Below are 12,272 nucleotides of genomic sequence, written 5' to 3' on the forward strand. Positions count from 1 at the left end.
CACATGTTGGGGAACCCGCGATTTTAGCGGGTTTCGCGGGGTCCGGGCCATGGGTCGCCCAGCGCGCCCGCGAACCGCGCGAGCTGCGTGACGAGGTCGTCCTGGGCCACCAGCCGCGTGCGGGCGGCCCGCGCGGCGACCGCCCAGTCGGCGCGCGTGGCCACGTCGGGCCAGTCCGCGGGGGCGTCGTCGATGCCGTTCCACCCGGCGTGGAAGCGGCGCAGCGAGGCCGGCGCGGCGACGGCGTCGAGCAGCGCCTGGAGCTTGGCGTGATGGGCGTCGTCGTCCTGCGGATAGATCTGCCAGGCGAACGGCGCGCCGGCCCAGATCGCGCGCACCAGCGAATCCTCGCCGCGCACGAAGTTGAAGTCGCCGGTCCACAGCAGATCGTCGAACGCGATCTGGGTGAGCAGCGGCAGGAAGGTGATCGCGAGCCGGCCGGTGCCGACGACCGGGTCCGGCAGCGCGGCGCGCACCGCCCGCGCGGCGCGACCGGCGGTCACCAGCAACCGGATCGGCTCGTCGCCATCGGCCCACCGTGCCAGCAGCGCGGGCAAGGCGCGGGGTTCGTAGCAGAACAGCGTGACGATCGTTTCGTCACGCCGTTCGATGCCGTGCGCGGCCAGCCAATCGGCACGGTCGAAAGCCGCGCGCCGCTCGGCCAGCTCCGGCTCGCGCAGCAGGCCGCCGGTCGCGGGCGTGAAGCCGGGATAGAAGAAGTGCTTGGTTAGCCCCGCGCCAGGTCCCCGGAAGACGGGCGAGGGCAACGTGTGCAGCCGCTCGACGGAGGGCTCGGCGGACAGGTATTCGAGGTTGATCCAGGGCCGCGCCCGGCCGTCCGAGGCGATGTCGGCCGCGAAGCGCGCCACCAGTTCGGGCGCCGGGTCGCAGCCGAACGCCTCGATCAGCACGTCCGGCGCAGGCGCCGCCACGGCCGCGCGCACGGCGGCCCGGTCCGACGTGTCGATCACCGCGACGCCCGGCTCGCCCCCGGGCGCCATCCAGGCGACCAGCGCCGGGTCGTCGATCCACAGCCGCACGTGCGCGCCGGTCCGCGCGAGCCCGCGGGCCAGTCGCCAGCAGACGCCGGCGTCGCCGTAGTTGTCGACGACCTTGCAGGCCAGGTCCCAGTGCGCGTGTTGATGCATGCCTCGATTCTGGCCGTCGCCCATGAAGTCAGGCTCCCGGCGTCCGGATCGACGGCGGGGGCCTGGGAAGGACACGTGCGTCGAGATGCCGGGACGTCAGGGCGTGACGGTGTCCCCCAGCACGATGCCCTCGCGGCGCGGATCGGCGCCGCCGGTCAGCACGGTGGTGCCATTGACCTGCCGGCGGATGACGGTGCTGATGCCGCTGGACTGCGCGGCGGTGGAGACCGTGTGGCCGAGCGCGCGCAGGCCGGCGACCAGCGTGTCGTTGTTGCCGTTGTTGCTGGTGTCGACGTTCGGGTGCTCGCCGCCGACGTTGGTCGTCGCGCTGTTGGCGGCGCCGAAATCAACCAGCGAGGTGGCCTGCTGCGCGTCCAGGCCCCAGTCGAGCGCGCCGACCACGGTCTTCACGACGTACTGGATGATGGTGCCGCCGCCGGGCGAGCCGGTGGCCATGAAGAAGTCGCCCGGCGCGCTGCCGTTGAAGACCATCGTCGGTGCCATCGTGCTGCGCGGGCGCTTGCCCGGCGCCACGCGGTTGGCCACCGGCAGCCCGGCGGCGTCCACCGGCGAGGCGCTGAAGTCGGTCAGCTGGTTGTTGAGCATGATGCCGCGGCTCATGTGGTAGGACCCGAGCGTGGACTCGACCGTCGTCGTCATGGTCACGACGTCGCCGGCGCGGTCGACGATGGTCAGGTGCGTCGTGCCGCGCTCGACGGTGGTGTCGATGCCTTGCGGGACGGCGCCCAGGTTGCCCGCCTGCGCCACGCCCATGCTGCGCGTCGTGCTGACGAGGCCGGCGCGCGAGCGCATGTAGGCCTTGTTGAGCAGCGTGTCGGCGCTGCCGCCGGGCAGCGGCACGTAGTCGGTGTCGGCCACGTACTTGTCGCGGTCGGCATAGGCCAGCCGCTCGGCCTCGGCCACCAGGTGGACGCCCTGCACGGTCGGCCTGCCGCCCTCGAGGTCGATGGCCGTGGGCGCGTTGCGCGCCATGTCGAAGTTCTCCAGGATACCCAGCGACGACAGCACGCCGATGCCGCCGGACGACGGCGGCGACATGCTGCACACGTAGTAGGCGCGGTAGGTGGTGCAGACCGGTTCGCGACGCACCGCCCGGTAGGCGCGCAGGTCGGCCAGCGTGGTCTTGCCGGGCGTGATGGCCGAGCCGTCGGCGCCGGTCGCGATCTGGATCTTGGCGACGATGTCGGCGGCGATCGGGCCGGTGTGCAGCGCGTCGGCGCCCTGGCTCGCGAGGGCGCGCAGGACGTCGGCGTAGGCCGGATTGGTCAGCGTGGCGCCCAGCGGCTTGGGATTGCCGGCGGCGTCGAGGAAGTAGGCGGCGGCCTCGGCGTCGCGCTTCAGGTTGGATGCCGACGAAGCGATGGCCGCGGCCAGGCGTCCGCCGATCCTGAAGCCGTTGGCCGCCAGGTCGGTGCCCTGGCCGAACAGGGCGTTCCAGGGCAGCGTGCCGTGGTCGCCGTGGGCCAGTTCGAGCATCCGCATCACGCCGGGCGTGCCGATGGAGCGGCCGCTCGCGCGCGCGTTGGGCACGGGCGGGTTCTGGTTGCCCGCGTCGTCGATGTAGCGCAGGTAGTTGGCGGTGGCGGCGGCCGGCGCGGTCTCGCGGCCGTCGTAGGCCTGCACCTTCTTCGTCTGCGCGTCGTAGTGCAGCATGAAGGCGCCGCCGGCCATGCTGCTCGACTGCGGCTCGACCAGGCCCAGCACGGCCTGCACGGCGACGGCCGCGTCGACCGCGCTGCCGCCGGCCTTCAGGATGTCGCAGCCCGCCTTGGTCGCCAGCGGATGGTTGGCGACGACCATGTAGCTCTTCGCGGTCACGACCTTGTGGCCGACCACGTAGCCCGAGGCCGGCTCCGGCGCGGCCGGGTCGCCGGCGAGGCCGGAGCCCACCACCACGGGCGCGCCGCCGGTGGTGGTCAGGCAGCCGTTGTCGGCGACGGGCGTGGTCGGGGTCACGGGCGTCTGGGTGACCGGTGGCGTGACGGCGGCGGGCGTGTCGTCGGAACTGCCGCCGCAGCCCGCGAGGGCCAGCGACAGCGACACGGACAGGGCGAGGGCGGCGGGCTCGCGCCAGGTCGTCGGATTCTTTTTCATGGGCGGACGTCCGTGCATCGGAAGCGATGCGAAGTTGGAAAACAGCGTAGGGGCCGGGCATGCGAATGCCCGGGGCGATGCGTGCAGGAACCGCGCCAGCCGCAGGCGGCGACCCGGCCCGGACGCCACAATACCCCCATGTCCGACGTGCACTCCGATCAATTGCTCAGCGAAGTGGCCGCCCTGCCACAGCTCCCCGGCGTCTACCGCTATTTCGACGCCGCCGGCACCGTGCTCTACGTGGGCAAGGCGCGCAACCTCAAGCGGCGCGTGGCCAACTACTTCCAGAAGAACCACGGCGGCACGCGCATCGGTCACATGATCGGCAAGATCGCGCGCATGGAGACCACCGTGGTGCGCTCCGAGGCTGAGGCGCTGCTGCTGGAGAACAACCTCATCAAGAGCCTCAAGCCGCGCTACAACATCCTGTTTCGCGACGACAAGAGCTATCCCTACCTGAAGATCGCCTCGCACGCCTTCCCGCGCCTGGCCTATTACCGGGGCGCCACCGATCGCCGGCACCGCTACTTCGGCCCCTACCCGAGCGCCTGGGCGGTCAAGGAGTCGATCCAGCTATTGCAGAAGGTCTTCAAGCTGCGCACCTGCGAGGACACCGTCTACGCCAACCGCACGCGGCCCTGCCTGCTCTATCAGATCAAGCGCTGCACCGCGCCGTGCGTGGGCCACGTCACGCCCGAGGCCTACGCGCAGGACGTCGCCAACGCCGAGGCCTTCCTGCTGGGCGACACGCAGGCCGTGCTCGGCCAGCTGGAGTCGCGCATGACGACGCACGCCGAGCGGCTGGAGTTCGAGCAGGCCGCCGAACTGCGCAACCAGATGACGGCGCTGTCGCGCGTGCTCCACCAGCAGTCCATCGAGATCGCCTCGGACAAGGACGTCGACGTCCTCGCCGTGAAGGTGCAGGGCGGCCGCGCTTGCGTGAACCTGGCGATGGTGCGCGGCGGGCGCCACCTGGGCGACCGCGCCTACTTTCCCGTGCACGTCGAGGACGCCACGCAGATGGACCACGAGGAGCTCGACACCGAGGGTGGCGCGGCGCCGGCCTCGGTCGAGACGCGGGTGCTGGAGGCGTTCATCGCGCAGCACTACATCGACGTGCCGGTGCCGGGCATCCTGGTGCTGAGCGAGCCGGTCGGCCGCGAACTGATCGAGGCGGTGGTGCAGCAGTCGGGCACCCGCGTCACGGCCGTCTTCCAGCCGCGCGAGCAGCGTCGGCTCTGGCTGGAGATGGCGCAGAAGAACGCCGGGCTGCAGCTCGCGCGGCTGCTGGCCGAGGAGGGCTCCCAGCAGTCGCGCACGCGCGCGCTGGTCGAAGCACTCGAACTCGCCCCCGACGACCTCGACAACTTCCGCATCGAGTGCTTCGACATCTCCCACACCGCCGGCGAAGCCACGCAGGCCTCGTGCGTGGTGTTCGAGCACCACGCGATGCAGAACCGCGACTACCGCCGCTACAACATCGAGGGCATCACGCCGGGCGACGACTACGCGGCCATGCGCCAGGTGCTGCGCCGGCGCTATGCCAAGCTGGCCGAGGCCATCGCCGCCGAGAGCGATGCGCCGCCGGCGGGCGACGCGGCCGGCGCGGGCAGCGACGCGCCACCCGCCACCCGCGCCGCGCGCATGCCCGACCTGGTGCTGGTGGACGGCGGCAAGGGCCAGGTCTCGATGGCGCGCGAGGTCTTCGGCGAGCTCGGCCTGCCGCTGTCCTTGATCGTCGGCGTCGAGAAGGGCGAGGGCCGCAAGGTCGGCCTGGAGGAACTCGTCTTCGCCGACGGACGCGAGAAGGTCTACCTCGGGCGCGATTCGGCGGCGCTGATGCTGGTCGCGCAGATCCGCGACGAGGCGCACCGCTTCGCCATCACCGGCATGCGCGCCAAGCGCGCCAAGGTGCGCGTGGGCGGCAGCCAGCTTGAGGACATCCCCGGCATCGGCCCGAAGCGCCGGGCCCGCTTGCTGCAGCGCTTCGGCGGCATCCGCGGCGTGGCGGCGGCCAGCGTGGAGGACATCGCCTCGGTCGAGGGCATCGCCTCGGAACTGGCCGAGGAAATCTACCGCGCACTGCATTGAGGCGCGGCGCCGGTCCGGCCACTGGGCTCATGCACAATCGAGCGCATGTTCTGGACCCTTCCGACCATCATGACCTGGACGCGCATCGTCGCGATTCCGCTGATCGTCGGCGTCTTCTATCTGCCCATGGCCGAGCCGACGCGCAACCTGATCGCCACGGTCATGTTCGTGGTCTTCGCCGCGACCGACTGGCTCGACGGCTTCCTCGCGCGCAAGCTCAACCAGACCTCGGCCTTCGGCGCCTTCCTCGACCCGGTCGCGGACAAGTTCCTGGTGTGCGCGTCACTGCTGGTGCTGGTGCATCTGCAGCGCACCGACGTCTTCGTCGCCCTCATCATCATCGGCCGCGAGATCGCGATCTCGGCGCTGCGCGAGTGGATGGCCCAGATCGGCGCGGGCAAGAGCGTGGCGGTGCACATGCTTGGCAAGGTCAAGACCGTGGTGCAGATGGTGGCCATTCCCTTCCTGCTGTACGAGGGCACGCTCTTCGGCACGATCGACACCGGGCTCTGGGGCCGGTGGCTGATCTGGGTGTCGGCCGTGCTCACGGTCTGGTCGATGATCTACTACCTGCAGAAGGCGGTTCCGGAGATCCGGGCGCGCACCCGCTGAAACCGTCGAACGGCCGCCGCCACGGTGCACGCCCCGGCCGCTTCGTCGCGTGGCGAGACGCCGAACAGGGTGGGCGAAACCCCTAGAATCGCCTCCTTCGCCGCCGGGAAGATCCGAAGCAAGCCTTGTTGACACCCCGCGGCCCCGTGGTTGTAATCGTCGACGATCGTGTGCCGTTCGCGCATCGAACCCGTCGTCTGCATCGGCTGGACCGCCATCGCCCGCCCGCCACGGACTGCGATCCCTCGACGACCATCCGCCCACCTTTTCCTAAGAGGCCCTCGTGAACAAGACCGAACTGATTGAGCACATCGCAAAGAACGCCGACATCTCGAAAGCCGCCGCCACCCGCGCACTGGAATCCACCATCGGCGCCGTTCGCACCACGCTCAAGAAAGGCGGTTCTGTGTCGCTCGTCGGTTTCGGAACGTTCGCGGTCGGAAAGCGCGCTGCGCGCACCGGCCGCAATCCACGCACCGGCGAGGCGATTAAGATCAAGGCCGCCAAGATTCCGAAGTTCCGTCCGGGCAAGGCCTTGAAGGACGCGTTGAACTGAGGCGCAGTCATTCGGGGGTGCTTAGCTCAGTTGGTAGAGCGGCGCCTTTACACGGCGTAGGTCGGGGGTTCGAGCCCCTCAGCACCCACCACCCCGGCCAAGAAGGCGAACGTGACGTTCGCCTTTTTTGTTGGTCCCCGGCACCGTCACAGAGAGTGTTCAAGCATGTTTGAGTTTTTCCGCAAGTACAACAAGATCGTCATGGGATTCTTGTTCTTGTTGATCATCCCGTCGTTCGTGCTGTTTGGCGTCGATCGCTACGACGGCGACCAGAAGGGCGAGAAGGTCGCGCGCGTGGACGGTCAGGACATCACGCGTCCCCAGTGGGACGCCCAGCATCGCAACGAAGTCGATCGCATTCGCCAGCAGATGGCCAATGTCGATCCCGCGCTGCTCGATTCGGATGCCTCGCGCTACGCGACGCTCGAGCGCATGGTCCGCGACCGCGTGCTGGCCGCGGCCGCGGAGAAGGCCCACATGTCGGTGTCCGAGGAACGCCTCGCACGCCTGTTCGCCGAGGACACCGGCCTGGCCTCCTTCCGCACGGCCGACGGCAAGTTCGACCGCCAACGCTTCATGCTGGCCACCGGCAGCACGCCCGAACAATACGAGGCATCGGTGCGCGCCCAACTGGCGACCCAGCAGGTCATGCTGGGGGTCTCGGGCACCACTTTCGCGACGCCGACGCAGGAGCGCCTCGCGCTCGACGCGTTCCACGACCGCCGCGAGATCCAGACCGTGCGTTTCAATCCGGCCGACTTCCGCGCCAAGGTCAATGTCGCCGATGCCGATCTCGAGGCCTATTACAAGTCTCACGCCGCCCAGTTTCAGGCGCCGGAGCAGGCCAGCATCGAGTACGTCGTGCTCGACATGGACGCGGTCAAGAAAAACATCGCGATCAGTGATGCCGACCTGCGCAGCTACTACGAACAGAACAAGGCGCGCTTCGGCACGCCCGAGGAACGCCGCGCGAGTCACATCCTGATCACGGCTCCCGCCACGGCGCCGGCGGCGGAGCGCGACAAGGCGCGTGCCCGTGCGAACGAACTGCTTGCCGAAGTGCGCAAGGCTCCGGCCACCTTCGCCGCCGTGGCACGCAAGAATTCCCAGGATCCGGGGTCGGCCGAGAAGGGTGGCGACCTGGGCTTCGTGGCGCGAGGGGCCATGGTCAAGCCGTTCGAAGATGCCATGTTCGCCCTGAAGAAGGGTGACATCGGCGATGTCGTCGAAAGTGAGTTCGGTTTCCACGTCATCCAGCTCGACGACATCAAGCCGAGTGTGGTGCAGCCCTTCGAGCAGGTGCGCGCCACCATCGAGAACGACATCCGCGGTCAGCAGGCGACCCAGGAATTCGCCAAGGCCGCCGAGGCCCTGTCCGATGCGGTCTATCAGCAGCCCGACAGCCTGCAACCCGCAGCCGACCGCCTCAAGCTGCTCCTGCAGAAGTCGACCGGCGTCGCGCGCGTGCCGGTGCCCGGGGCCACTGGCGTCCTCGCCAACCGGAATTTCCTCGCGGCGCTCTTTGCACCGGAATCACTCGAACGCAAGCACAACACCGAGGCCATCGAGGTCGGTGCCAACCAGCTCGCCGTCGGCCGCATCGCCCAGTACTCGCCCGCGCGCGTCGTGCCGCTGGACGAAGTCAAGGAGCAGGTGCGCACCCAACTCGTCGCCGAGCGCGCTGCGGCCCTGGCCAAGGCGGATGGCGAAGCCAAGCTCGCCGTCTGGAAGACCAACCCCGCTGGCGCGCCGTTCGGTGCGGCCATCACGGTCTCGCGACTCGAAGCGCAATCGCAACCTCCGGAAGTGGTCGACAGCGCGCTGCGGACCGATGCTTCCAAGCTGCCGACGCTGACGGGTGTCGACCTCGGCAATCAGGGCTACGTCGTTGTTCGGACCGTGAAGTCGGTGCCACGCACCGCACCCAGTGCCGAAGTGGCCAAGCAGGAAGCCGATCAGGTGACGCAGGCGATCTCGACGGCGGAAAACGCGGCCTACTATGAGCTGCTCAAGCAGCGCTTCAAGGCTGAAATTCTGGTTCCGAAGCCCACCGATGCCATGTAAGGCGCCTCGAAGCCGATTTTCGAGCTACAATCGCTGGCTCAAATGGTGGCTGTAGCTCAGCTGGTAGAGTCCCAGATTGTGATTCTGGTCGTCGTGGGTTCGAGTCCCATCAGCCACCCCAAGAATCTGCCCGTAGCGGTTCTCTGAATCTTTTCTCAGTCTTCGACGAGCCCTCTGGTCAGCAATGACCAGAGGGCTTTTTTGTGTCCGTCGATGACGTTGATGGAAAAGAGGGCGTCAGCAAAAGACGTTTCGCTTCGTTCGAGTTCTGCGCGCTTTGCCGGGCACGTCTGCGATCAGGAAGGACGTCGGGCAGTTCGAAGGCATCTTCGGTCCGAGCCCGACACGCACCCGTCAAGATCGGCACGGGACGCGATGTGGTCGACACGGACAGCACTCAGAAACTCGATTGGATGCAGGCCTGGATTTCTGGTCGCCCAACCTGGGTGCCGAAGCGATCACGATCGAGGTGGAGATTCCAGCATCGAGCCATCCAGGCTCAAGTCCTTTTGGAACCACCGCTGACGACGCCATTCAAGGTGCCCGTCAGCTTGGCGGCGGCTTCCGGAAGTATGCGTGGGCAACTTGTCTCGGCACTGCGATCCTTGCTGCGACGAACTGCGTCAACCCGAGTGCCTCCAATGCAAATTACCTGCGTGTTCCGGGTGTCGGTTGGCACTGAGACAGCCCGCAATGGCTCCAGCGTCTTCATCAAGCTCAATGACCGAGACTGTCTGGTTGGACGGCTGAGAGGTGGCCGCAGTTCGTGTGCCGATCCGGGTGGAAGTGATGTCTAAGGCCGGCTCGACAAAGCCTACAGCGCGGTTCTGTACCAATGTCGGATGCGATCCCACCAACCACGCGCCAACCCATCTAACGGCGCCATGACAGCAGCACCAACACGTTCTTGTACACGCCCAATGGTGAAGCGTGGGATCTGGCGGTCGAGAAGCCAAGTGTCTGCCTCTATCGGGGAATTGCCTTCTGTGTACATGGCACCCCGGTCGTGGTGAACGACGTCGTCTATCGCTTCTGCAACACGCAAAAAGGGATCAATGTCTGTCCGCTCCATCGGAGCGAACGGGATCAAGTGATTCGTACCATCCCCTGGTTCACTCATGAAGGTGTCATCCGGTACGCCGGAGCGGCCCCTGCATCGCAGTCACCGCCGATGTACCGCTTCCTGAATCGCTCCAATGCCGCTCATTTCCACACCATCAATGCCAATGAACGTGACCTCGTCATGGCCTCGGCGCCCAACTTCGCCTACGAAGGCATCGCTTACTAGGGCTGGCTGTCGCCTTGATCACGGACGACTTTAGTCTTGCATCAATCAGAGCGTTCACGTCTTCGATCCGACTTGCCTCGACTGGACGCGGTCGATTGCCGTTCGCTCCTGCTTCTCCGAATGATGGTTGCTGATCGCCCGACTGGGTTGACACGATTATTAAGAACAATCCGATTGCAGAGAATTCGGGACGTCATCATTGTTTTTCAATACTGATTGATTCATGGGAAAACAAATAAATTTTGAATAATTGTTGCGTCTAAGGAAGATGTGTTAGAAGTTGTGTAACCATTGGTTATTATTGAATTAAAGAACATTTTATTTGATCCTTGAGTAACAGTTATCAATGGTCGGTCGGTTGATTCGAGGAATCTCCGTCCGGTTGTCCGAAGACTGTTTCGTTCCTCCTGGCAGGAATCAATCAGCGATCCCGGCTTACTTCGGCAACAGGAAATCCTTGTGCAATCAGTCTTGAGCGGCTCTTCCGGCATGCATTGGCCCGTGCTGCCAATCACCGGTCCTTGTCGTGCGGACGAGGAGATATACCTTCTGGTGGAGTTGCTGAACCATGCCGAGATCGAGGCAATGCACGGTGCCGAGGTGGCGGCACAGGCGTTTCAGGTCATGCATCAGAAGATGCTGCATTGGGGGGCGCAGACAGAAGCGCTCCATGAGACATCGGTGCTTGCCCGCTGGCAGTTTAAGGCGTTGGTTCGACTCTGCGGCTATCACGGTTTTGATGCCCAGGATGACGACATCGCCTGCGGTCTGGAAATGCTTCAGGCGCAATGGTCCGTCGATTCGCTGGATGTGGGCGGGCAGCACGTGTTGCCGTTGCTCGCCATCCATGAGGTCGCGTCTCCAGGCGAGAAGATCCTGCATGCCTTGTCCGCGGCTCCCGACCTGCGTCCGCTGGCAATCTCGAGTTCGTTGAAGCGACCGCCTGTGCAGGGTCGCTCGAACGAATGGCTGGAACGCCACCGCAGCGACATGAACCTGGCGTGGCGGTGGCACATGGCCCTGGGACAGGGCCGGGCGAGCCTGGTGCTTCAACCGGTGCGCCATTCGCGCACGGGAGAGGACCTCTACCACGAGGCATTGCTGCGCGTGGCGGACGAACAAGCCGCCTCCGACGCTGAGACGCTGAGTGCGGGGATGGCCGTCATGGCGCTGGAGCGTCTCGGACTGGTGCGACCGCTGGACCGCCTGGTCGTGTCGACGGTCATCGACCGTCTGGAACTGGAGACCGACCACCGCCTGGGTTGCAACATTTCAGCCGCGAGTCTGAAGCTCGATGGCTGGTGGAACGTCCCACTGCAGCGCCTGACCGCGCGCCCCGATGTCGCTGCGCGACTCATGGTGGAGGTCACGGAGACAATGCCGGTGACCGACCTCGAGGCGGCCCTGACGTTTCTCCGGAAGCTCAAGTCGCTGGGTTGCGGCGTTGCCTTGGACGACGTGGGCAGCGGCTACAGCAGCCTGAGCCTCGCACGCGAGATTCGTCCCGACGTGATCAAGGTCGATGCATCGCTGTTGCATGCCGAGCGCGATTCGCATGCGGCGACTTCGACGTTGGAGAAGCTGGTGGGCTACTGCCAGACCCTGGCGGCTCACGTGGTGCTCGAAGGCATCGAGGAGAAAGAGGACCTCGCGTTGGCCCAGCGTGTCGGGGCTCAGTGGCTGCAGGGCTACGCGATCGCGATGCCCGCCGCCCCAGTGTTGCCGATGCCTGTCACGGGATCGTTTCGATGCTGAAACGCCGCATCGACAGATAACAGAGAACGCGAAGAAGTAATGCCGGCAGCGATCGATGGGGCATGAGTTCGAACGCATCGATCGGCAGTTTCAGGGAGCCGGGCTCTGTTCATTCAGAGCATTTGCATCAAGTTTGAAAAGGATCATGAAATGAAAACTAAATCAATTGTTCTGGCGGTCTGGCTGTCGGTCGCCGTGTCTGTCTTCGCGCAATTCGCGCCGCAGAAGGGCGCTGCGGGCGCCAAAGAAGCGGTCGTGTCGAAGCCTACCGTCGAAGTGACGCTGGTTCAGAAGAAGGTCGTGCAGTCCGACAACAGCACGGAGCGGCTGGTGGATGCGGACACGGGCAAGCCAGGCGACGTCATCGAGTACCAGGCTACCTACATCAACAAGACCGACAAGCCGGTGGCGCAGGTCATTGCCAACCTGCCTTTGCTCGAAGGCCTAGAAGTACGTGCTGAAGAGCGCCAAGCCGACCGGTGGCACGCGGATGTCCGCGCAGGACAAGCAGTTCGGCGTGGAGCCTCTGTCGCGCAGGTCGCTCGCGGGCAAGACGGAACCAGTTCCGTACAACGAATACCGTGACATCCGCTGGACGATCGGCCAGATCCCCCGTAGCCAAATCCGTCACGGTCGTCGCGCG

10 protein-coding genes and 2 tRNA genes are annotated in these 12,272 nt (G+C 66.1%); 10 read left to right on the forward strand and 2 right to left on the reverse strand.

The window, feature by feature from the left end; genetic code table 11:
- Positions 1-23: 23 nt before the first annotated feature.
- Positions 24-1,148, reverse strand: coding sequence for an elongation factor P maturation arginine rhamnosyltransferase EarP (gene earP, locus NF681_07370; protein UST54997.1), 1,125 nt, complete (start codon positions 1,146-1,148; stop codon positions 24-26).
- 96 nt (positions 1,149-1,244) lie between these two features.
- Positions 1,245-3,263: a gamma-glutamyltransferase family protein gene (locus tag NF681_07375; protein UST54998.1), complete on the reverse strand. Its 2,019-nt coding sequence runs from the start codon at positions 3,261-3,263 to the stop codon at positions 1,245-1,247.
- A 138-nt stretch (positions 3,264-3,401) separates the two neighbouring features.
- On the opposite strand from NF681_07375, the gene uvrC reads away from it, so the two are divergent.
- From uvrC to NF681_07425, 10 genes are all read left to right on the forward strand, one after another.
- On the forward strand, positions 3,402-5,354 hold the full coding sequence (uvrC, locus tag NF681_07380; GenBank protein UST54999.1) for an excinuclease ABC subunit UvrC: 1,953 nt from the start codon (positions 3,402-3,404) through the stop codon (positions 5,352-5,354).
- 45 nt (positions 5,355-5,399) lie between these two features.
- Positions 5,400-5,966 carry a CDP-diacylglycerol--glycerol-3-phosphate 3-phosphatidyltransferase gene (gene pgsA, locus NF681_07385; protein UST55000.1) on the forward strand — a complete coding sequence of 189 codons (567 nt, stop codon included), beginning with the start codon at positions 5,400-5,402 and terminating at the stop codon, positions 5,964-5,966.
- Positions 5,967-6,249: 283 nt separating this feature from the next.
- The gene (locus NF681_07390; protein UST55001.1) at positions 6,250-6,522 is read left to right on the forward strand and encodes an HU family DNA-binding protein; all 273 of its coding nucleotides are present in this window, start codon (positions 6,250-6,252) and stop codon (positions 6,520-6,522) included.
- Between the two features lie 15 nt (positions 6,523-6,537).
- Positions 6,538-6,613 (forward strand) — tRNA-Val (locus tag NF681_07395).
- A gap of 74 nt (positions 6,614-6,687) precedes the next feature.
- Positions 6,688-8,586, forward strand: coding sequence for a SurA N-terminal domain-containing protein (locus NF681_07400; GenBank protein ID UST55699.1), 1,899 nt, complete (start codon positions 6,688-6,690; stop codon positions 8,584-8,586).
- 45 nt (positions 8,587-8,631) lie between these two features.
- Positions 8,632-8,707: transfer RNA gene (locus NF681_07405), tRNA-His, on the forward strand.
- A 288-nt stretch (positions 8,708-8,995) separates the two neighbouring features.
- Positions 8,996-9,268: a hypothetical protein gene (locus tag NF681_07410; GenBank protein ID UST55002.1), complete on the forward strand. Its 273-nt coding sequence runs from the start codon at positions 8,996-8,998 to the stop codon at positions 9,266-9,268.
- Between the two features lie 225 nt (positions 9,269-9,493).
- Positions 9,494-9,874 (forward strand): hypothetical protein, encoded by a 381-nt coding sequence (locus NF681_07415; GenBank protein ID UST55003.1) that lies wholly within the window; start codon positions 9,494-9,496, stop codon positions 9,872-9,874.
- Between the two features lie 501 nt (positions 9,875-10,375).
- Complete coding sequence (locus NF681_07420; protein ID UST55004.1) at positions 10,376-11,629, forward strand: EAL domain-containing protein; 1,254 nt, start codon at positions 10,376-10,378, stop codon at positions 11,627-11,629.
- Positions 11,630-11,779: 150 nt separating this feature from the next.
- The gene (locus NF681_07425) at positions 11,780-12,214 is read left to right on the forward strand and encodes a hypothetical protein (GenBank protein UST55005.1); all 435 of its coding nucleotides are present in this window, start codon (positions 11,780-11,782) and stop codon (positions 12,212-12,214) included.
- Positions 12,215-12,272: the final 58 nt, after the last annotated feature.

The sequence above is a fragment of the Comamonadaceae bacterium OTU4NAUVB1 genome (assembly GCA_024372625.1).
Classification (GTDB): domain Bacteria; phylum Pseudomonadota; class Gammaproteobacteria; order Burkholderiales; family Burkholderiaceae_C; genus Variovorax.

Bases quoted from the DNA above. Each gene is read 5' to 3' on its own strand.
- earP (UST54997.1), bottom strand. From the start codon at position 1,148: ATGCATCAACACGCGCACTGGGACCTGGCCTGCAAGGTCGTCGACAAC.
- NF681_07375 (UST54998.1), bottom strand. From the start codon at position 3,263: ATGAAAAAGAATCCGACGACCTGGCGCGAGCCCGCCGCCCTCGCCCTG.
- uvrC (UST54999.1), top strand. From the start codon at position 3,402: ATGTCCGACGTGCACTCCGATCAATTGCTCAGCGAAGTGGCCGCCCTG.
- pgsA (UST55000.1), top strand. From the start codon at position 5,400: ATGTTCTGGACCCTTCCGACCATCATGACCTGGACGCGCATCGTCGCG.
- NF681_07400 (UST55699.1), top strand. From the start codon at position 6,688: ATGTTTGAGTTTTTCCGCAAGTACAACAAGATCGTCATGGGATTCTTG.
- NF681_07425 (UST55005.1), top strand. From the start codon at position 11,780: ATGAAAACTAAATCAATTGTTCTGGCGGTCTGGCTGTCGGTCGCCGTG.